The sequence below is a fragment of the Streptomyces sp. 1222.5 genome (genome assembly GCF_900105245.1).
Classification (GTDB): Bacteria; Actinomycetota; Actinomycetes; order Streptomycetales; family Streptomycetaceae; genus Streptomyces; species Streptomyces albidocamelliae.
This window is the reverse complement of record NZ_FNSZ01000001.1, coordinates 266,274-286,178: the sequence shown is the minus strand read 5'-3', so window position 1 is coordinate 286,178 and position 19,905 is coordinate 266,274. Positions and strand designations below refer to the sequence as shown.

Here is a 19,905-nt window from a genome sequence, read left to right as displayed (position 1 = left end):
ACAGCTGATTCCGGAAGCCGGGAATGAAACCCCCTTGCCCAATGGTCAAGAATCGTTGACCATTGAGACCATGCCTACCGATGATCTTCCCGAGGCGCTGCACGTCACCACGGACGAACAGCTACGCGCCGTTTCCAATCTCACGCGTCACCGGATCATGGCCGTACTCCGCTTCGAGCCCGCGACGATCACGCAGATCGCCGAGCGAGTGGGCCTTGCGAAGGGGAGTTCCAGCTACCACGTACGGCTGCTCGAGCGAGCCGGCCTGGTGAAGGTGGTGCGGACGCGGAAGGTCCGAGGGGTCACCGAGCGGTACTACGCCATGGCCGCGCGGGCGATCGTGCTCCCGGATCCGGGGGAGGGCGGGCCGGATGTGCTGATGCGGCATGCGGTGGCGGACCTGGAGGCGGCGCCGACGGATGGTGCACGGCACGTGCGGATGGCGCATCTGCGGCTGACCGAGGAGCAGTTCGCGGAACTGGGCGCGCGGCTGCAGGCGCTGGCGGACGAATACCGGGAGCTGTCGGATCCGTCGCTGCCGGACGCGTCACTCGTCTTCGCACTGTTCCACCCGGCATCGCGCGAGCAGGCCCAGGGGGACGCCAAGTGACCTCAGACGTCCGGAAGTTGCCGACCGGGTTGGGGCGGCTGTGGACTGCGCAGACGGTGTCCTCACTCGGTGACGGGGTCACGCATGCCGCGCTGCCGCTGCTGGCGTTGACGCTGACGCGGGATCCGATGGCGCTCGCCGTCGTCACGGCCGCGGGGACCCTGCCGTGGCTGCTCTTCGGGGTGCTCGGCGGTGCGCTGGTGGATCGCTGGGACCGCCGGCGCACGATGTGGGTCACGGACGCGGCGCGTGCGTTACTGCTCGTGATACCGGCGGCAGCGGCCGCACTCAACGTGCTGAGCGTTCCACTGCTCGCGGCCCTTGCCTTCAGCCTAGGCCTCGGCGGACTCTTCTTCGACACGGCTGCTACGGCCTATCTGCCGGATCTGCTCGGCCGCGACCCCGCGCTCCTGGAGCGCGCCAACTCCCGCCTGCGCGGCACCCAGACCGCCGCGTCCGGCTTCGCCGGGCCGCCCGCGGGCAGCGCCCTGCTCGCAGTCGGGCGGGCGGTTCCGCTACTCGCCGACGCGGTGTCGTTCGCGCTCTCCGCACTGCTCGTACGGTCGCTGCCCGCTGCACCCCGTCCCGTACCACAGGCCCGTGAGTCGCTGCTGCGGCAAGCGCGGGCCGGCGCCTCGTACGTGTTCCGGGATCGGTTGCTGCTCGGGCTCGCGCTGCGTCCAGCGGTCGGGAACATCGCCTTCCTCGCCGTGGAGACCGTACTCGCCCTCTTCGCGCACGATCGTCTCGGCATCCAGACCTTCGGCTTCGGCCTGCTCCTCACGGCGGAGGCCACCGGCGGTCTGCTCGGCGCGGGCATCGCTTCCTTCCTTGGCCGACGACTCGGCACCGGCACCGCGTTGACCTGCACGGCCGCAGTCGAGGGCCTCGCCGTCCTGGGCCTCGCCGCAGCCCCGAACCCGTACGTCGCCGGCCTCGCGCTCGCCGTCTGCGGCGCGGGGATGGGCGCCACGATGGTGCTCGGCCCCTCCCTCCGACAGGCGATCGTCCCCGCCGACCTGATGGGCCGGGTCGCCTCCACCTCCCGCATGCTCGCCATGTGCGCGGCCCCGTTCGGCGCCTTCCTCGGCGGCTGGTTGGCCACCACCTACGACGTACGCACCCCGCTCTTCACCGCTGCCGGCCTCCTCCTCACCATGACCGCAGTCACGTCGACCATGACCAGCAACCGCCGGGTCGAGGCGGCGCTGCGTGCCGCCGCCCCGGCCGATGATCCAGTGCGCCCGCAATCCTGCGATCCCGTGCAGGAGGGTGCCATACAGGACTCAGCGAGGTCGTTGAACCAGTGCTGAGCCCGGCTCGGCGGGCAGGGTTCGCCGCGTCGATCCTTGTCGTCCTCGACAGCTCTGGGTAGCGGAAAGGGCACAGGCCCTGCCCGGGTCCGCCGGGCTTGATGGTGAAGAGGGGGCGGCCCGGGAAGTCGATGTGCGGTCCATGAGCGAGGAGAGGCGGGCCACTTCCTTGCCCTTTGATGTCGTGGCCCTCGGCGCGGAGTGGCGCTTCCACTGCCTCTTGCGGATGCTGCGTTGTCTCGACCGGTCCCCATGGCGGAGCCACTGGCCAGAGAACTGCGGTGGAGGGCCATAGCCGGTGGGGGAGTGCGGAGCAGCACCCGGTTCAGTCTCCGAGGCGGTGTGCAAGGTGGAGGAGATCCGCCAGGTGCAGCACCCGTCCGTCGAATCCTGGGAGGTGGGACATGGGGGTGCGGCTGGGTCCAGCGGGTGGGGATTGCATCCAGCCCGTAGTAGGCCCCTGTGAGGCCTGCCTGGAGAGCACTTACTCCACGTTCTCCACGCGCCTCCCGGGCCCCGCGCACTCGAGCCTTCGTGTGCGGGGCCTCCCGTGAGTCTCACGTCGGAGGCCGAGCGGGCGCCGCGCGCGGCCGGTTCGTCTTTCATGAGGCCGCCGTCTGCCAGCCGTTCCGCGGTGCGTCCACCGACGGCCCACCAGGAGGGGGACCACTCGCCTCATCTGTCTGCGGGCTGCGCCCCTGCGCCGCTTCCTCTGCCGGTCCGCAGGGGACCAGCGCTGTTCCCCTACGCCGCCCGGCCCCGCTCGCCGCGCCGGTTCGTGACCGCCGCCCTACGCTCGGGGCATGCAACGCCGCCCGATGCACATGTCTGCCGAGGCCCAGGACGCTCTGCGCACCGCGCTGGAGGAACTCCGCGCGGAGCTGAAGGTCCCCTTGAGCTTCCCCAAGGGCGTACTCAAAGCGGCCGACAAGGCCGCGGGTGAGGCGCGCTTGCCCGACAAGGACGCTACCCACCTGCCGTTCTTCACGATCGATCCGCCGACCTCGAAGGACCTCGACCAGGCCATGCACCTGGAACGGCGGCCCGGTGGCGGCTACCGCGTGTACTACGCCATCGCGGACGTGGCGACCTTCGTCAGGGCGGGCAGCCCTGTGGACATCGAGGCGCACGACAGGATCGAAACGCTGTACTTCCCCGACCTCAAGGTGCCCCTGCACCCGCCCGTCCTCTCCGAGGGCGCGGCCAGCCTGCTGCCGAACAAGGACCGCCCCGCCCTGTTGTGGCAGCACGACCTCGACGCCCACGGCAATCTGACCGACTCGTCCGTGAGCCGGGCCGTGATCCGAAGTCGGGCCCAGCTCGACTACGCCGGCGCCCAGCAGGCCATCGAGAACGGCACGGCGGAGGAGTCCCTCGCCCTGCTGCGCGAGATCGGCGAGCTTCGGGAGGCCGTCGAAATCACGCGCGGCGGCATCTCGGTGAATCTGCCGGACCAGGAGGTCACCCTGGAGGACGGATCGTTCCGGCTGCGCTACGTGGCGACGCTGCCGGTCGAGGGCTGGAACGAGCAGATCTCCCTCATGACCGGGATGTCCGCGGCCCAGATCATGCTCGACACGGGTACCGGCATCCTGCGGACCCAGAAGGAGCAGGCCGATCAGAACGTGATCAAGCGCCTGCACGACATCGCGAAGGCCCTGGGCATCGCCTGGCGGCCCGGCATCTCGTACGCCACGCTGGTCCGCAAGCTCGATCCCCAGAACCAGCAGCACATGGCCTTCCTCACCGAGGCCACGAGCACGATGCTCAAGGCGGAGTACACCGTGTTCCGCGACAACCAGAAGCCGGCGTACACGATGCACGCAGCGATCGCGGCCCCGTACACCCATTGCACGGCTCCGCTGCGGCGCCTGGTCGACCGGTACACCGGTGAGCTGTGCGTGATGGCGTGCGCGGACAAGGCCCCGCCGAACTGGGTGCTCGACGCCCTGTCCTGCATCCCGTGCGACACGGCACGGGGGAAGGGCGGCCTGGCGGACCGGCAGACCGTGGACCTGGCCGAGGCCGCGGTGCTCAAGGACCGCGTGGGCGAGGTGTTCGACGCCGCGGTCGTCGACACCGACGTGGAGCGGGGCAGGCCGCGCGAGGGCAAAGTGTGGCTGGCCGACCCCGCCGTGCTGGCCAAGGTCGTCTCGACCAATGGCCTGGATCTGCAGCTCGGATCCAGCATCAGGGCCAGGCTCAAGCAGGCGGACCCCGCCGCGGACGAGGACAAGGTCCTCTTCACCGTGCCCTAAGGGGTGTCCCGTAAAGATCTTGGAGCCGCCTCGGGCATGGCGGGCCATCGTGCCACCTGCGACCTGTCCGGCGAGGGCGAGGTTGTGCATCCGGGCGATGCCGAGCATGGCGTGGTGCCGCCGGAACGGGCTGCGGGGTGGCCCCACGCCGGGAGGCAGATGCCAACACCGCCTCCGCCGCGCGTCCTTGCCCCGGTAACCGCCGACAGCCCACCCTCACCCCGGCATCGTCCGGCGGCCGCGCCAGTCCGGCGGCGCCCGAACACCTGCCTCCCGGCATTCGGCCGTCCCGCGCCGCCAGGGCCCCACGCTCCCGGCCGCGCCGTCGGGCGCCGTCCGGCGGGCGTGCCCGCTGCTGGCACGCCGTCCACCGGCCTCGCGCGCCCGTCGTTCACCACTCCACCCCATGGCCGTACAGGAGCACGCCCGCTACGCCTGCGCGCAGGACGGCCAGCTTCTGTTGCCGACACGCCCCGCCTGCCTTACGGCCGCCCCGGTACTTCCGGGGTGCGGGGCGGTCTGCGTCCGGCCGTGCGTGTCCGGCCGTGCGCTGGTCGGCGGGCCGGCCGTGCGTCGCGCATGGGCCTCGGGAATCGGTCCAGTCGGTCTGCTGGGAATCGGTCCGGTCGGTCTGCCCGCACCGGCCGTCGGGCTGCAGGGCCGGGCGGTGAAGCTGCACAGCGGTGGCACGCCTCAGACGCAACGTGCGGGAACGCACACCGCCGCAGGCGGGGTGCGCTCCAGGACCGTCCAGACGTCGTCGGTGGGGGCGACGTCCTGCGGGCGCCGGGTGGAGACGTATCGGCCGCACATGCGCCCATGTCTCACCGCGCGGTCGCTCGCCGAGGTACCGGGCTGTGAGGCAGGAGGCGTTGCTCCCATTCCCGCCTGAGGCCGACAGGCCGTCTTCTCGGAGGGCCCCGCCCGCGGGACGGGCCTCCACGCCCACGGCAACCAGCGGCGGTGACTGCCTTCTGGTAGGCGCTGCTTGACCTTGTCGCTGGCGGCAGGGTTGGACGATGACCGGCATGAACTGCACCGCACCGCGTACCAGCAGGATCGTCGCCGTCACCGGAGCCGGGACCGGGATCGGCCGGGCCACTGCCCGTGCTTTCGCCGCCGAGGACGCCCACGTAGTCGCGATCGGGCGGCGAGTCGGGCCGCTCGAGGAGACCGCTGCTGGGGACGCCAGGATCACACCGCTGGCCGCTGATATCACTGCCGAGGGCGAGCCCCATCGCATTGTCGAGGCCGTACGGGAGATACACGGTCGGCTGGACGTGTTCGTCAACAACGCCGGCATCGTGCGCAGCGGCGCTCTGGGCACGCTGACGCCCGAGATGATCGAGGCTCAGCTCGCCACCAACCTCGTCGCCCCCATACTGCTGGCTCAGGCCGTGCTGCCGCTCCTGGAGGCGTCGCGCGGGGTGATCGTCAATGTCAGTACATCGGTGGGACAGCGGGCCTGGCCGGGCAGCTCGGTCTATGCGGCGACGAAAACCGCTCTGGAGCTGCTGACCCGCAGCTGGGCGGTTGAGCTGGCACCCCGCGGGGTCCGGGTGGTGGCAGTCGCGCCCGGCGCGATCGACACTCCCATCGGGGAGCACCAGGGTCTGACGCCGGAGCGGATGGCCGCAGTGCGGGAGTGGCAACTGGCGCACACCCCGCTGGCCCGGATTGGCCGCCCCGAGGAGGTGGCCTGGGCGATCGCCCAGCTTGCCGCCCCGGGCGCCTCGTTCGTCACCGGAGTGGTGCTCCCGGTCGACGGCGGAGCGGTCGTGGCGTGATAGGAGTGGCCCGGGAGGTGGGACGGGTGCGGATCGGTGAGCTGGCCAGGGCAACCGGGACGACCGCTCGTGCGCTGCGGCACTACGAGCAGGCCGGGCTGATCTCCTCCGAACGGGCCTCCAACGGTTACCGCGTCTACGACGAGCGGGCGGTGGTGCGAGTCGGCAACATCCGCTACCTACTGGCCGCCGGGCTCACCCTGGACGACGTGCGGGTGTTCCTGCCGTGCCTGGACGGTGATGTGGCGGCGGCACCGCCCTCGGACGGGGGCCTGCGGGTCGCGCTGCAACGTCTGGCAGTCCTCAACCAACGGATCGCCGCGCAGACCGAGGCCCGCGACCGGCTCCAAACCGCGTTGCAACAGGCAGTCGGTGGCCAAGTCCGCCCAGGAGCCTGACGGCCGCCTCCTGACCGACGCAGAGTGCACGAAGCGCCACCTGGTCGGCCTCGACGTGAACCTGGCGTTCACCGCCGGCGCCAACGGCGCCGTCGCCGTAACCGGCGACGTTCCGGTCGGCGTCCGCGTTCGAGGACGAGCAGCGGACCGTGCGCGTACGCGCCGCCGGCCGCGGGCAGGGTTCGCCGGGGCCGCCTCCTTCGCGGCCGGGCGGCGTGAGGCCGTCGCCGGCCCGGGCAGCGCTGGTCGGACGCGGCCGGGGCCGCAGCATCGGGCTCCGGACGGGGGGGCGCAGGCGGCGCCTTCCGCGCTGTGGGGGGAGCGGTGTTCCTGTGCTCCGCGGCGGGGTAGAGCTGTGTGAGTTGCCTGAGCAGGCGCGCGTACGCGCCCCGCCTCGGCGGCCGTCTGAACCAGACGTTCAGCGTACCTATCGCGTACATTCGACGTGCACGATGGCGGGTGACCCTGTGCCCTCGAGGAGAAGGCCAGAGCCCGGCTTCACCGCCGTCGTCGCTCTCAGCCGGTGTGCTGGGGTCCACGGGGCTCGTCCTGCTGCTCGAGCTGCGCCGGGGGGTCGGCCGGGGGCTCTGCCGGTGGGTACCTCGGTCGTACACCCCAGATTCACCTGGGTGCCGTCCGGCAGGACCTCGACGCAGGAGCGACTGACCGGTCTCCTGTGACGCCTGTGCGTGCACTGTCCCGTCCTGGGCCTGCCAGACGACGTGCCGGCGCTGCCGCTGGAGGCATCGCCCCACGTCAACTACGTCCGCGGCTCCTGCATGTCGGTTTCGCCGGCGGGGCCTACTTGATGTGCGGGGCTCGTAGGACATGCGCTCCGTAGGTCAGGCGGAAGGGGATCTTTCTTACCGCCATCGCCGGATGCCCCGGGACGACGGCCATCCTCGCACCGATCCGCCGACCGTCGACCCCGAAATCCGAACGACGTCGGAATACCCCTCCTGAAGGACAAGACCATGCCCTGTGACGTTCACACCCACCACGAAGGGCGCATCCGCCGTTTCACGCACGGAGCGGTGCGCCGAGCGGTACTGGAGTACGCCATCAACCTATGTGCCTGGCAGCGCACCGACCTGACCACGCGTCACCGCACCGACGAGAGCTACGTACAACGCCGCCCGTTCGCCCTGCGCGGGCCGGACGACATAGTGAGCTTGCGTACACGAGTCGAGGAACTCGTGGCGGGGCTGCTGGAGGACTTTCCCGCTGAGGCAGGTGAATTCGCCGATCAGATGGCAGCTCTTCTGCCCATTGTCTCGGACCGGCAGCAGGGGCTCGACACGCTGAAGGAGCAGTGCCGCCGGCTGTACGTCATCGAGCACGGGACGAGCGGGACCGAGCCGCCGGACGACGGAGATTTCCGCATCGTCGCAACCGAGGACGCGGCGGAAGTCCATGTCCGCTCGCGGGCGCAGGACCAGGTGTCCGTGCACTGGCCTGAGCGAACGGACCTGGACAGTGATGACTATCTGACCGCTGTGTCCAGGTGTCTCGTCTCGGCCCGCGAACGCGGCAGGGCACTCAGCGAGGACGAGGTCCTCGCCATACACCTCGCCTACACACTGGCCTCGGACGGTGAGCGAGTGCCGTTGCCCGTCCGCCCCTGGAGCAGCCCCGGCTTCCGAGACACCCAGAGCTACATGTCGATCACCGACCCTGGCGAAGGGCACCTCCTCGGCACCACACGGCGCAGCGAGAACCTCCGAGGGGTGATCGTGCACATCGAGCACCTCGAGCGGGGCGACGCACAGGACCGTGAGGCCGTGGAGCCCTACCGGATCCCGGCACCGCAGTCGATCTCCCGGGTTCGCCTGCACACCGGCACGACGGCACCGGTCTCCTCCTACGTGGGCCGCCCCATGTTCGAGGGCAATGTCGCCGACTCCCTGCTGAAGACCGTGCACACCGTGTCCGCCGCATGCTCCGCGCTGTTCATGGACGGCCTGACCGAGTGCAAGCTGGCCATGGAGCGGATGACCGCCACCGAGGCGATCGACTTCATGCGCGCCATCGCCGGGAATGTGCGGCGCAACCGCCACACCCAGGCCCTGGCCGCCGCTTTCAACCTCAACACACCCATCGTTGACGACCGACCCGTGACGATGCGGTCCCATGCGGGACGTCCCCGGACCATCAGCGACCGCTTCGAGGTGGGGCTGCTCGGCATCGAGCTGGTCGCCGAGGCCGGGTTCGACAAGGTGACCTGGGACGGTACGGCCGACACCTACCCCAGCCGCTGTGTCATCGAGCAGCTCACCTTCGAGCAGGCGGTCACCCTGGTGCACCGCGCGCACGAGGCCGGTCTCCTCACCTATTTCTCCGCCGGCTTCCGCTTCCACCACCTCGCCGACGTCACGTACACCGGCACCGACGGGGTGGGGGTCGGCGGCGCCCAGATTCTGCGGTACATGGACCAGCAGACGGGGCACCACGGACCGTTCAAGGAGGAGAACATCGCAACGATCCTTCAGATCCGCGACGAGGCCGCCGCGTCCGTTCTCGGGCGGGGCGCGGCACTGCTGGCCGGGCTGGACCAGATGTTCTTCGAGAAGAGCATCACAGCGGGGCAGAACCAGGCGCGAGAGTCCCTCTACCCGGCTCTGGCACAGCGCGACGAGGCGCGCGTGGCCGCCCTCCTGCCGTCGGTGCGCCATGCGAGGGTCATCCCCGACTCGGCCATCGAACCTCCCGTACTCGGCTCCGCACGCAGGCTCATCGCCGCAGGTCACGCGAGTCTGGCGGCCACCGCGTACGCCCCGCTGGAATTCTCGCGGCTGCTGGTGCGGCTGGAGCGCGCCGTGCGCCAGCACGACGCAGAGCACGCCGCCGAACTACTCTCCGCGGCCAGAGCCCAAGTCGACCAGTCCGAGGGGGACTTCTCGTCCGAGCAGTTCCCTTCCGTCGCCTGAACCACCCTGAAAGAGATACCGAGGCGTCGTCAACTGGAGTGAGGCCTCGGGCCTAGGATGATCGCCGGGTTTGCTGATCTTCTCGGGCAGGGGCCGTACGTGGAGTCAGCGGGGCCGTCGTACAAGGGTTCCGGTTCCCGGCAGAGGTCATCTCCCACGCGAGGTGGCTGTATGAACCAGGGCTCCCACCCGGCCCCGCCACACCCCCAACCGGCAACCCCCTCACTAACTTGACGACGCCCCGTGGAGCCGCCCCGCGACGCCGTGACGCCCGGCTGGTCGCTCGCGGTCAGGAGCGGCTGCGGAGCATCTGTACGAGGCTGCATCCAGTCGCCGGTCGCCCCAGGAGTACCGGTCTCCCGGACGGTCCTCGCCCACCCGTCCGCCGCTGTGCACGTCTCGTGGGTGAACGTCAGGCCAGATCTGCAGCGGCCTGTCGGGCGGATGCCCGCGCGTCGTCCATGGCCTTGGCGAACTCCTCGTCCCGGCCGCGACGCTGGTAGATCGCCGCGCTGCTCACGCCGATGGCGGCGGCCGCGACGACGGTGGTGCCCGCGCTGGGGAGTCAGCCGGATGACCCTGCTGGCCCCGCATGGGTGCGAGGCAGCGCTGACCGCGTCGCATGCGGCGGCGAACGTCGGATCGTCTCCCCGCCATGCCCCCGCACCGCTGATACCGAGGATCAGTTCCGCTCGGCCCGAGGAGGGGCCGAGGTCCAGGAGGCGAAGGTAGTCGGCCCGCAGGGTGCGGCCGCGTTCCTCGGGGACGTCGGGATCCCGGCCGGCTAGAGCGATCACCAGTCGGTGTCGGTACGGGCCCTGGCCCACACAGCGCGCAGGTCGATGCCGAGTTCCGTGGCCGCAACGTCCAGATCCCGGCCGTGCCGGAGCACGGTGATGAGCCGGTTGGCCTGGCGGCCGGTGCGCGGGACGGGGTCGCGGCGAGCGCCTCTTGGCCATGCTCCGGCGACAGGGGTGTCAGTGCTGACGCGTAGCGTGAGCAGGTGAGCTGGGACGTCTTCATCATGCGGTTTCCGCCCGAGGCTGGTGCCATCGACGAGATTCCCGATGACTGGGATCCGCCGAGTCTGGGCACGGGCCGGGATGTTCGCGGTGCCCTGGCGAACGTGCGGGCGGGCATCGAGTATTCACCGGACGGGTGGGGTGACTACGAAGGGCCGGGCTTCTCGATCAGCACGCCGCTCAACGAGGCTGACGACGCGCCGGTCACCGGGGTGGGCCTGTTCATCCAGGGCGACAGCGAACCAGCAGCCTGGGCGGCTCTCGCGGTCGCGGATGCCCTGAAGGCGCGAGCCTTCGACACTGGGTCGGGAGACTTCCTCACCGCTGACTCTGCCCGCGCGGCCTTGGACGCCTGGCGCGCATATCGCGATCGTGTACTGGACAAGCGGAAACCATGACTGCCGCGTCGCCGTGGGCGCAGCCGATGCATCATCCTCGAGGACGCGGCGCTCCTCTGGGGTGGGTGGGCACTCGCTCTGCCCGAAGTCCGCGTCACTGAGCTGTCGCGGACTTCCGGCCGTGACGGGCGGTCGCCTCGCGATCGGGGACACACTGAGCAGAACCTTTGCCGGGTTGAGTAGGCTGTGCGGCTGCGATGAGGCAGGGCAGGGGATGACGCGGAGGCCGTTGGTCGACGAGGCGGTGGGGCTACTTGAGGGCGAACTGAGGGCGGCGCAACGCGCGCTTGACGACGTTGGCACGGAAAATGTATGGCAGGCTTTCCTCCGCTTCGGCTGGCCTCGTCGAGCGCGTGGGCGGTGACCTCGTCTGCATACAGGTCCCCAGCCGTCTGCGGCAGATGGACTGCGAAAGCCTCGGCCTCCTCGACCCGGCTGTGGAAGGTCATCATCGTCCTGATGTTGCGGGCACTGGCGTGCTCAAGCAGCCTCGGCGCCGCCCTCGGGGGGTGCCCGCTGATGGCAGGCGGACTGTGCTCGCTGTGAAGTGGTTCAGCGAGGACAAGGGGTTCGGGTTCATCACCCCGGAGGACGGCAGCAAGGATGTGTTCGTCGACTTCACTGCGATCCAAAGAAGGGCAGCCCGTCGAGTTCGAGGTCGAGGGCGGTCAGAAAGGCCCGGCCACAGTCGGGTCTGCCCCACCTTCACCCAGGGGGCTTGTCGGAGTGTCTGAGTCCGGCGCCGCATGATCGGCTGTCCGCAGAGTATTCGCGTGGCGGAAGGTGGACCGGTGCGAGTCCGGATCGGGTGCTTGGTATGGATCGTGGGCGTGGCGCAGTTCTTCGTCATCCACTGGATTGCCGAGTCGGCTTGGGCCAGAACGTATAGCTGGGCGGGGAACAACATCAGCGACTTAGGTAACGCTCACTGCGCTCTGCAGCCAGATCCTGAACCGCGGTATATCTGTTCCCCCGAACACGGTCTGATGAATGTCTCGTTTGCCGTCCTGGGGGTGCTGTTTGTTGTCGGTGCCGCCCTGACCGGTGGTGCCCTTTGGCGCAGGGGACGTGCTCCTGCCTTGGCCCGCCTGCTGCTCGCCGGTGCCGGGGTGGGATTCGGGTTGGCCGGGCTGGCACCGGCGGACGTCAATGAGAACCAGCATGTCGTGGGCGCCCTTTTCATCATGGCAGGGGGCAACATCGGTCTCGTCGTGGCGGGGTTCGGCCTGGCAGAACACGGGCCGACTCTCCTGAGGTGGGGCACCAGCCTGCTGGGAGCCACAGCGATCACGGCCTTCGGGCTGTTCCTCTCCCATCACTACCTCAGTCTCGGCATGGGTGGTATGGAACGGGTCGCCGCTCTTCCTCTCCTGCTCTGGGCGCTGGCTGTCGGCGTTTTTGGCCTGATCCGTCCAGCGGGTCGGCTGGAAGAGGTGATGCCGACAGAGCGTGTCAGCTCCGCTGGTTGAGAGCTCTGGCTACTTCCTGGTTGGCTGCCCGGGCGGCTTCGAGATCTGCCCGGGCTACGTCAAGCGCGCCGGGTGCACACGCTGGGCCGCTGCCGCTGCCGCTGGCTGGAGCGCTCCAACTGGCCGGCTTCCGCCATGTGGTGGGCATACTCTGGGAGGTGGACGATGTGGTCTCGGCCCGTATCGCGACTTCCTTCTACACATGAACCAAGCCCGAACCCCGCCCGTCACCGCCCGACACCCAGCCGGACGTACCTGACGAAGCGCTTTCCAACTTCCTTGCCAGCTCGCTGTGGTGCCCGACTGGACCCTGCGCAGCGCGCGGACGGCCCAGACGAGTCGGCGTCCGAAGAAGGACGGAGCGCCAGGTGCCCTCGTGAAGTCGCGGCTGGGGAAGGCGGGAGCCCAACGGCGGTGACGAGGGCGCATGTATTCGCTGCATCGGCTGGCCTCGAAGCTCACGTCTTGCTCAGGAATCGTGCGGAAGCGGTCGTCCGCTGCAGGGTGCTGTCAGGATCACGTCAGCTGCTGGTGAGGAACTGATCGCGGGTGGTTACGTTCCAGGGCGAGGGAGCCTCTGACACGCCTGCAGCACCGCCCCCCCAGCGAGAGTCTGCCTGAGGAGATCCGGCGCGCACTGGACGCCGCTCACCGTTGCCCGTCAGCGCGCTGCTTTCCCTGCCTACAGCCGTCGTGCGCCTGTGCCACCGGAGTACGGTGGGTCTACCGAGGGCTTTACGCGCACCGGCTCCGGGTCGTTGCCGTTCTCGGCGCTCGACGACGCCGGGCTGCGGTTACGTCCGTTCCCGGGGCTGGGTTCGTTCCATGACTGAGCACGTGCCGGACCGGTCCGGGCCTGCGGCGGTAGTGCCGTACCGCGAGCGGGGTGAGCGACCGCGCACCAGGGGCAAGGCCGCATCGCCCCCGGTAGGGGAGTGCCTCCGCCCCCTGACCCGCTGCCAGGTCGCGGACCGGCTGGTGGAACTCGGCGACCTGTACGCGGACAGTTGCGGAGGGGGCCTGTGGCAGTGGAACGAGGGGCGCGGAATGTTCCTTCGTCGACTCGTGACGGATCTGCGGCGACCGGGCTTCGCCCTGCTGATCGCGGAGAGCACCACCATGACGGGATACGCCTACGGCTTCCCCGTGAGTGACGATGGCCCCCGGTGGCCCGGTCTCGACCGGTGCCTTCCAGCCGCTCTGCGCCGGATCGTCGTGTCCGGGAGGCTCTTCGCCGTCTCCGCGATCGTCGTCAGGCCCTCGGTACGCGCCCAGCACCCGGGCCGTGACTGGAATCTCGCCCGGCGCCTGCAGCGCCGGCTCCTGACCGACCATGGCGCGGTGCTCGGCGTCACGCTGGTGGCCCCCGGCGACGTACAGACCCTGAGGGCCCTGCGGTCCTGGGGATGGCGGTCACCCGTACCGGGCGCCCGCGCGACGCCCAGGCAGGCCCGCTGCCGCGTCCTGGTCCTCGATCGCTGAGCGCCCGGGCGCCCGCAGCATGGCGGATTCGAGCGCTCATTCACCTCCGGTCCGGAGACCCGGCAGACGCAGGGCGAGGAGGGCGATGTCGTCGGTGCTGCCCGGGGGCATCCGGGCGGCCAGCCGGTCGCACAGGGTGTCCAGCGGCTCGTGGGCGAGGGCGAGGGCATGGTTCCGCAGTCGGGCGAGCTCGGTGTCCAGGTCGCTCCCGGGTACCTCGACCAGCCCGTCGGTGTAGAGGAGGAGCGTGGATCCCGGCGGCAGGCCGCGGGCGGCACTCGGCCGGTGAGCGGCGACGCCCAGATGCGTCCCGAGGAGCAGTCCTTGCCCGGCTTCGAGGTACTGCGCGTTCCCGTCGGGGGTCAGCAGCAGGGGCGGCGGGTGCCCGGCGCTGGTCCAGTGGAGCGTCCACGGGCCGGTGCCGGGGGCGTCGGGGCCCTCCAGCCGGGCGAGGATAAGGGTGGCCATCGGCACGCTGGTGATGGCCTGCATGGCGTTGTCGAGCCGGTCCAGGACGGCACCCGTCGGACCGGTGCGGTCCCAGGCGAGGGCACGAAGGATGCCCTGCAACTGCGCCATGCCGGCGGCCGCGGTCAGATCGTGGCCCAGGACGTCGCCGATGACCAGGGCGAGCGTGCCGTCCCTCAGGGGGAACGCGTCGTACCAGTCACCACCGACCTGCGAGCCGGCCGGAGCGGGCTGGTACCTGGCGGCCAGCTGCACCCGCCCGTGCCGGGGCAGCGGGGGAAGAAGATTGCGTTGCATGGCCTCGGCGACGGCACGCTGGCGGCCGAACCGGCGGGCGTTGTCGATGACTGGGCCGACCCGTCGGCCGATGTCGCCCGCCACGTCCACGTCACCGTCGTCGAAGGGGCGCGCCGGGTCGTTGCGCACCAGGGTGAGGGCGCCGGTGACGTGCCCCCGGGCGCCCAGCGGGACGGTGATGACGGACGCTGCGCCGGTCGCCCGGAGGAAGGCACTGTGGACGGCGGCCAGGGGGGAGTCCGGCGGTACGTCCACGCACGTCCGGTCCTGCAGGACGGGGTCGCCCCCGCTCAGCACCTGCACCAGGGGCGAGCGGGCCCCTTCCCCGGCCGGCGGAAGGTGACCACGCCAGTCCTCCTGTCCGGTGTCTCGGCCCTCGGGGCCGGTCACCGCAACCCGGTACACCTGGCGGGAGCCGACCCGCAGGTCCACCGCCGCCCAGTCGGCGAGACGGGGAACCAGGAGCCGGCTCAACCGGGCGAGGGCCTCGTCCACCTCCAGGGTCTGCCCGAGGACGTCGGTGATCTCCGCAACGAGCGTCAGCCGCTCGGTGAGGTCCTCCAGAGCACTCGCACGGGCGGCTCGCTCCGCTTGTTCGCCCCGTTCCACGTGCTCCGCACGTTCCTCGTGTTCTCGACCGCCTCGCCGCTCCTTCCCGGCTTCGACGACCAGTACGACCATGCCCGAGGGGAGGCCACCGTCCCTCAGAGGCGTGGCCGACCAGGAGACCGGGATCAGCCGTCCATCAACCCGCAGCCACCTGTCGTCGTCCCCGTACGCCGCACGCCCTTCGGCCAGTGCCCGCAGCAGCGGGCAGCGCTCGCGTGGAATCAGGGCGCCTCCCGGGTCCCGGTGGCACAGGTCATGCAGGTCCTGACCGTACAACGCCGCTGCCGGGCGTCCCAGCAGCCGCTCGGCGGCGGGGTTGACGACGACGATCCGCCCTGCTCGGTCGACCACCGTCACAGCCGTACCCAGTTGCTCCACCACCCGCTGCCACAGGCCCGGGTCCGCCGCCGACACCCGACTCTCCTGCTCTCCGTCGCGCCCCACACCTTCCACCACACGGCCCACCGCCCTTCGGACACTCCGCCGCCGGGACCTGCCCCCCGGGGGGAGACAGGGAACTCCGGCGCCCCCATAATCCCGCGCGAGAGCCCGGCTGCCCGGTTGCCACGACCGCCCCGGGGCCAGCAGCGTTCAATGCTGCCCACCGGGCCCCGGCAAGACGAGTCCGATCACGGGCGGTGTCGACCAGGATCTGACCCGGCCTGCCGAAGCTGCAGGCGTGCCGCAGAGGCGCCTGGCGCGCGGCAAGCCTCCGTCCGGGACCACGTTCGTGTACGGCCAGCAGTAGACGGCTGACGCGGCGTCCGCTCGCCCTCACGTCGTCCGTGTAGGGTGGCACCACCGACGCGGGGTGGAGCAGCTCGGTAGCTCGCTGGGCTCATAACCCAGAGGCCGCAGGTTCAAATCCTGTCCCCGCTACCAGAAGAAGGGGCCCCAACGGTGGGCCCCTTCGCCATTGGGCTCCCCCCGCGGCTGCGTTCTGACGCTCGCTCAGGCGTGGTGGTCAGCTGGGGCTGTAGCCCTATGCGGCCTTGGCGAGTTCGGTGGGGGAGCCACGAGCCGCGAGGAGCCTGAACTGACCGAGTGGGCCTCGCCGCTGGAAGTCCCCGTCACTACCGAGGGCGCCGTCCGACCGCTGTTCCGGCCTGGCCGGCCACGCCCCTGACCTGGGTACTCGTCCTTCCTTCTGCTCTCATCTGCGGGGCTGTCGGTTGGATCAGGGTCTGTCCATCGATTGCGATGTCAAAGTGGTTTTCTCCTCCGTCCGGGCGGGGGCCAAACCAATATCTGCCACGGCGGAGTGAGAATTTATCGGTCAAGGTGGGGAGTATTTTCAGCGCTGCTGGCATGGGGGAATTATTCAGCGCGTACAACCCGCCGTCGGCGTGCTACTGTCGACCCTAGTTGCAGTTTTGGTACCCAAAAACTTCAAGCGCCTCCTGCTGGCCATGTGCCGCCCGAAGCGCTTTGTATATCCGGTCATTTTCCGGGCAGGGCATCATCGCGGCGACACGGCGTCCGTACGGTACGGATGCCGATGTACTGCCCTAAGGAGATATGGCATGACTGCTGGCACCGTGAAGTGGTTCAACGCGGAAAAGGGTTTCGGCTTCATCGAGCAGGACGGTGGCGGCGCTGACGTGTTCGCCCACTTCTCAAACATCGCCGCCCAGGGCTTCCGCGAGCTCCGGGAGGGCCAGAAGGTCACCTTCGACATCGCGCAGGGGCAGAAGGGCCCGACGGCCGAGAACATCGTTACCGTCTGACGCTGACGCGTATCTCTTGCAGCTGGGGCCCGCATCCCTCGGGGTGCGGGCGCCAGCTGCATGTGCTTCCGCAGTGAGTTCTCCTGCCGGAACACCCTGTCGAGGGACACGGTCTCCTCTTCGGAGCCGTACCCGTCGATGTCCCGGATTCACTTCCGCGCGCATCCTTTATGCCTGCGTCGACACGGATTCCCGTGCGCCACGTCCGATTTCGCGTTTCATTCGGTCCGTGCCTGTGATTCCCCATGCTGCTTGCGCTGCGGGAATTCCTTGATGCGTGCCGTATCAAGGAAGGTTCTGCATGAACCCCACACGTACGAACAGCCGCTCTTCCCGCACCCGCCGGACCGGCACTCCCGCTTTCGGCTCCGCCGCCGGTTCGACTCGGGGCAGCCGCTTCGGTACGTCGTCCGCCCCGAGCCGTTCGGGCACTCCCCTCCGCTCGGGAGGTCAGGGCCGGCGGTCCGCCGCGGCGCGGGGGGAGTTCGCCCTGCCGAAGACGATCACTCCGGCGCTGCCCGCCGTCGAGGCGTTCGCCGATCTCGACATGCCGAAGACCCTGCTGGCGGCGCTCACCGCGCAGGGCGTGTCCGTGCCGTTCCCGATCCAGGGGGCGACGCTGCCGAACTCGTTGGCGGGCCGTGACGTCCTGGGCCGTGGCCGGACCGGTTCCGGCAAGACCCTCGCCTTCGGTCTGGCCCTGCTGGCCCGCACCGTCGGCCTGCGTGCCGAGCCCCGTCAGCCGCTTGCGCTCGTCCTTGTCCCCACCCGGGAGCTCGCGCAGCAGGTCACCGACGCCCTCACCCCGTACGCCCGAGCCGTGAGGCTGCGCCTGGTCACCGTCGTCGGCGGCATGCCGATCGGCCGGCAGGCGAACGCGCTGCGCAGCGGCGCCGAAGTCGTCGTCGCCACCCCGGGTCGCCTGAAGGACCTCATCGAGCGGGGCGACTGCCGGCTGGACCAGGTCGCGGTCACCGTCCTGGACGAGGCCGACCAGATGGCCGACATGGGCTTCATGCCACAGGTCACCGCGCTCCTGAACCAGGTCCGGCCAGAGGGCCAGCGGATGCTGTTCTCCGCGACTCTGGACCGCAACGTCGACCTCCTGGTCCGCCGCTACCTCACCGACCCCGTCGTCCACTCCGTGGACCCCTCCCAGGGCGCGGTCACCACGATGGAGCACCACGTCCTGCACGTGCAGGGCCCCGACAAGCAGCGGCTGACGACGGAGATCGCGGCGCGCGAGGGCCGGGTGATCCTGTTCCTGGACACCAAGCACGCCGTGGACCGCCTCACCGAGGAACTCCTCAACTCCGGTGTCCGAGCCGCCGCCCTGCACGGCGGGAAGTCGCAGCCGCAGCGCACCCGCACCCTCGCCCGCTTCAAGACCGGGCACGTCACCGTCCTGGTCGCCACGAACGTCGCGGCGCGCGGCATCCACGTCGACAACCTCGACCTCGTCGTCAACGTGGACCCGCCGACCGATCACAAGGACTACCTCCACCGCGGCGGCCGGACCGCGCGGGCCGGAGAGTCCGGCACCGTCGTCACCCTGGTCACCCCCCAGCAGCGCCGGGGCATGAACCGCCTCATGCAGGACGCCGGCATCGTGCCCGAGACCACCCAGGTCCGCTCGGGTGAGGCAGATCTGAGCCGGATCACCGGCGCCCAGGCCCCCTCCGGCATCCCGGTCACCATCACGGCCCCGGTGTCCGAGCGCCCCAAGCGCAGCACATCCTCCTCCCGCGGCCGCCGCGGTCCCGCCTCGGCCGCCCGGCGCGCCGGCATGCGCCGGCCCACCTTCGCCGCGGCGGCGGCCTGAGAACCACGTGATCCGGAAACTCATCCACCTGTGCAGGAGGCATATCGTGACGCTGGTCCAGATGCAGCCCCGCTCCACAAGCAGCAACGCCGTGCAGACGGCGGCCGATCCCATGGACGCGGCCGGGCCTCAGGTCTGGGACGCGATGACGGTCGAGGTGGCGCTGTCCGTCATGGCCGCCGCCCGCACAACTCACCTCCTCGTCTGCGACGAAGACGCCCAGTGCACCGGCATCGTCACCCAGGCCCGGCTCACCGCCGTCCGGGACAGCCGCGCCTACACCGACCAGGTCCGCCTGCGCGACATCGTCGGCAACAGGGTGCCCTTCGCCACGCCACTGACCACGATCGCCGACGCTGAGCACACCATGCGCCACCGGCGGCTCGCTGCCCTGCCCATGGTCGACGACCACGGCAACGCCTTGGGCGTCCTCGCCCTCTCCCGCTGAACCGCCCCACCCGCGGCCGGCTACGGCCCCTCTTCCTTTTGAGGCATCATGCGCTGTGTCATCGCTCGCTTTCCGTTCGACCTGACGAAGAACGGCGTGCTGGAAACGATGAAGGGCGTCAAGCCCGAGCCTGTCGCCGGCGACTCCGTGATCATCGGCCGCCGCACCTACCCCGCCAAGCAGGTCGGCCAGGCCGTCACTCGTCAAGATCCCCGCGACTTCAGTGCGGGCGAGGTCCTGCGGGCCATGTCCCAGCTCGGCTTCACCTGCCGCACCCTTCCCAAGGCCGCGACCGCGAGGATCGTCGATCCGCTCCAGCGAGCTTCCGCACTGCTCGGCGGCCCTGTGCCCGCCTGTTTCAGGAGCCCTCGATGAGGTTCTTGCGCGCGAGTGAACGCGTCATGGAGCGCTGGGCAACGACTGTGCAGGGCTACCTGCTGCCGACCAGGACGAGGCCGGGCGAGGTCGTGGCAATACTCCTGCGGCAATGTGACGACAACGCCTTGATTATCGGCCGGCAGCACATCGTGGCGCCGAACGCCTACGTCATCGAACTGCCCCCGGATATCCACCGGCAGCTCTCCGACAACCCCACGCCCGTGGCACCCGTCCTCGTCCATCAGGTGTGCCGTCACGCCGCCGAACAGGGGTACACCTTCGCCGGACCGGTCGCCGTCGACCTTCGCCCCGCTCCCGGTGACCCGCCCGCCCGGTTCCGCGTCCACAGTCGCATCAGCCCGGCGCGAGGACGACTCTAGCGACCTGTACGGGTGTCTCAGACCCAAGGTGTCTCAGGCGGCGCACCTCCGTAGACGAGACGCGTTCGCCGCCGATGGTTCGGGGAGCCGAGGAAGGAGATAGGGTCGTGCG

General features: G+C 70.1%; 16 protein-coding genes, 1 tRNA gene and 3 pseudogenes. 18 read left to right on the top strand and 2 right to left on the bottom strand.

Annotated features, from left to right (window positions below; all coding sequences use genetic code 11):
- The first annotated feature begins 70 nt into the window (after nucleotides 1-70).
- Nucleotides 71-610 (top strand): ArsR/SmtB family transcription factor, encoded by a 540-nt coding sequence (locus BLW57_RS01420; protein WP_093471534.1) that lies wholly within the window; start codon nucleotides 71-73, stop codon nucleotides 608-610.
- Complete coding sequence (locus BLW57_RS01415) at nucleotides 607-1,923, top strand: MFS transporter (RefSeq protein ID WP_093471533.1); 1,317 nt, start codon at nucleotides 607-609, stop codon at nucleotides 1,921-1,923. Before BLW57_RS01420 ends, BLW57_RS01415 begins: the two co-directional genes overlap by 4 nt.
- Before the next feature lie 325 nt (nucleotides 1,924-2,248).
- On the opposite strand, the pseudogene BLW57_RS42045 reads toward BLW57_RS01415, so the two are convergent.
- A pseudogene (locus BLW57_RS42045) lies at nucleotides 2,249-2,405 on the bottom strand (ADP-ribosylglycohydrolase family protein); the annotation flags it as partial.
- 321 nt (nucleotides 2,406-2,726) lie between these two features.
- Between BLW57_RS42045 and BLW57_RS01405 the strand changes: the two are divergent.
- The 10 genes and pseudogenes from BLW57_RS01405 (at nucleotide 2,727) to BLW57_RS40810 (ending at nucleotide 13,664) form a co-directional block, all read left to right on the top strand.
- Complete coding sequence (locus tag BLW57_RS01405; RefSeq protein WP_093471531.1) at nucleotides 2,727-4,181, top strand: RNB domain-containing ribonuclease; 1,455 nt, start codon at nucleotides 2,727-2,729, stop codon at nucleotides 4,179-4,181.
- Between the two features lie 1,019 nt (nucleotides 4,182-5,200).
- Nucleotides 5,201-5,968 carry an SDR family NAD(P)-dependent oxidoreductase gene (locus tag BLW57_RS01400; protein WP_093471530.1) on the top strand — a complete coding sequence of 256 codons (768 nt, stop codon included), beginning with the start codon at nucleotides 5,201-5,203 and terminating at the stop codon, nucleotides 5,966-5,968.
- 26 nt (nucleotides 5,969-5,994) lie between these two features.
- The gene (locus tag BLW57_RS01395; protein WP_218138103.1) at nucleotides 5,995-6,366 is read left to right on the top strand and encodes a MerR family transcriptional regulator; all 372 of its coding nucleotides are present in this window, start codon (nucleotides 5,995-5,997) and stop codon (nucleotides 6,364-6,366) included.
- A gap of 4 nt (nucleotides 6,367-6,370) precedes the next feature.
- Nucleotides 6,371-6,472, top strand: a pseudogene (locus tag BLW57_RS42970) (transcriptional regulator); the annotation flags it as partial.
- Between the two features lie 868 nt (nucleotides 6,473-7,340).
- Nucleotides 7,341-9,293, top strand: coding sequence for a hypothetical protein (locus tag BLW57_RS01385; RefSeq protein WP_093471525.1), 1,953 nt, complete (start codon nucleotides 7,341-7,343; stop codon nucleotides 9,291-9,293).
- Nucleotides 9,294-10,296: 1,003 nt separating this feature from the next.
- Entirely contained in the window at nucleotides 10,297-10,713 is a 417-nt protein-coding gene (locus tag BLW57_RS01380; protein ID WP_093471524.1) for a hypothetical protein, read from the top strand.
- A gap of 533 nt (nucleotides 10,714-11,246) precedes the next feature.
- Nucleotides 11,247-11,463, top strand: a pseudogene (locus BLW57_RS42040) (cold shock domain-containing protein).
- A gap of 80 nt (nucleotides 11,464-11,543) precedes the next feature.
- Nucleotides 11,544-12,182 (top strand): DUF998 domain-containing protein, encoded by a 639-nt coding sequence (locus BLW57_RS01365; protein ID WP_176985400.1) that lies wholly within the window; start codon nucleotides 11,544-11,546, stop codon nucleotides 12,180-12,182.
- A complete protein-coding gene (locus BLW57_RS42965; RefSeq protein ID WP_176985399.1) occupies nucleotides 12,179-12,388 on the top strand; it encodes a CHAT domain-containing protein in 210 nt (69 codons plus the stop codon). The genes BLW57_RS01365 and BLW57_RS42965 overlap by 4 nt, the downstream gene beginning before the upstream one ends.
- A gap of 619 nt (nucleotides 12,389-13,007) precedes the next feature.
- Nucleotides 13,008-13,664 carry a hypothetical protein gene (locus tag BLW57_RS40810; protein ID WP_143051562.1) on the top strand — a complete coding sequence of 219 codons (657 nt, stop codon included), beginning with the start codon at nucleotides 13,008-13,010 and terminating at the stop codon, nucleotides 13,662-13,664.
- Nucleotides 13,665-13,700: 36 nt separating this feature from the next.
- On the opposite strand, the gene BLW57_RS01355 is transcribed toward BLW57_RS40810, so the two are convergent.
- Complete coding sequence (locus BLW57_RS01355; protein ID WP_256339333.1) at nucleotides 13,701-15,452, bottom strand: SpoIIE family protein phosphatase; 1,752 nt, start codon at nucleotides 15,450-15,452, stop codon at nucleotides 13,701-13,703.
- A gap of 391 nt (nucleotides 15,453-15,843) precedes the next feature.
- On the opposite strand from BLW57_RS01355, the gene BLW57_RS01350 reads away from it, so the two are divergent.
- The 6 genes from BLW57_RS01350 to BLW57_RS01325 all read left to right on the top strand — a co-directional run bounded on the left by BLW57_RS01350 (nucleotide 15,844) and on the right by BLW57_RS01325 (nucleotide 19,793).
- Nucleotides 15,844-15,920, top strand: a tRNA-Met gene (locus BLW57_RS01350).
- Nucleotides 15,921-16,561: 641 nt separating this feature from the next.
- Nucleotides 16,562-16,765, top strand: coding sequence for a cold-shock protein (locus BLW57_RS01345; RefSeq protein WP_093471518.1), 204 nt, complete (start codon nucleotides 16,562-16,564; stop codon nucleotides 16,763-16,765).
- Nucleotides 16,766-17,066: 301 nt separating this feature from the next.
- On the top strand, nucleotides 17,067-18,587 hold the full coding sequence (locus tag BLW57_RS01340; RefSeq protein ID WP_093471516.1) for a DEAD/DEAH box helicase: 1,521 nt from the start codon (nucleotides 17,067-17,069) through the stop codon (nucleotides 18,585-18,587).
- Nucleotides 18,588-18,633: 46 nt separating this feature from the next.
- Nucleotides 18,634-19,035: a CBS domain-containing protein gene (locus BLW57_RS01335; RefSeq protein WP_093471515.1), complete on the top strand. Its 402-nt coding sequence runs from the start codon at nucleotides 18,634-18,636 to the stop codon at nucleotides 19,033-19,035.
- A gap of 48 nt (nucleotides 19,036-19,083) precedes the next feature.
- Nucleotides 19,084-19,410, top strand: coding sequence for an SCO5918 family protein (locus tag BLW57_RS01330; protein WP_093471513.1), 327 nt, complete (start codon nucleotides 19,084-19,086; stop codon nucleotides 19,408-19,410).
- Entirely contained in the window at nucleotides 19,407-19,793 is a 387-nt protein-coding gene (locus BLW57_RS01325) for an FhaA domain-containing protein (RefSeq protein ID WP_093471512.1), read from the top strand. The genes BLW57_RS01330 and BLW57_RS01325 overlap by 4 nt, the downstream gene beginning before the upstream one ends.
- The last annotated feature ends 112 nt before the right edge of the window (nucleotides 19,794-19,905 follow it).

Excerpts from the sequence above, each read along its gene's own strand:
- BLW57_RS01420 (WP_093471534.1), top strand. The coding sequence starts at position 71 with ATGCCTACCGATGATCTTCCCGAGGCGCTGCACGTCACCACGGACGAA.
- BLW57_RS01405 (WP_093471531.1), top strand. The coding sequence starts at position 2,727 with ATGCAACGCCGCCCGATGCACATGTCTGCCGAGGCCCAGGACGCTCTG.
- BLW57_RS01400 (WP_093471530.1), top strand. The coding sequence starts at position 5,201 with ATGACCGGCATGAACTGCACCGCACCGCGTACCAGCAGGATCGTCGCC.
- BLW57_RS01385 (WP_093471525.1), top strand. The coding sequence starts at position 7,341 with ATGCCCTGTGACGTTCACACCCACCACGAAGGGCGCATCCGCCGTTTC.
- BLW57_RS40810 (WP_143051562.1), top strand. The coding sequence starts at position 13,008 with ATGACTGAGCACGTGCCGGACCGGTCCGGGCCTGCGGCGGTAGTGCCG.
- BLW57_RS01345 (WP_093471518.1), top strand. The coding sequence starts at position 16,562 with ATGACTGCTGGCACCGTGAAGTGGTTCAACGCGGAAAAGGGTTTCGGC.
- BLW57_RS01340 (WP_093471516.1), top strand. The coding sequence starts at position 17,067 with ATGAACCCCACACGTACGAACAGCCGCTCTTCCCGCACCCGCCGGACC.
- BLW57_RS01330 (WP_093471513.1), top strand. The coding sequence starts at position 19,084 with ATGCGCTGTGTCATCGCTCGCTTTCCGTTCGACCTGACGAAGAACGGC.
- BLW57_RS01325 (WP_093471512.1), top strand. The coding sequence starts at position 19,407 with ATGAGGTTCTTGCGCGCGAGTGAACGCGTCATGGAGCGCTGGGCAACG.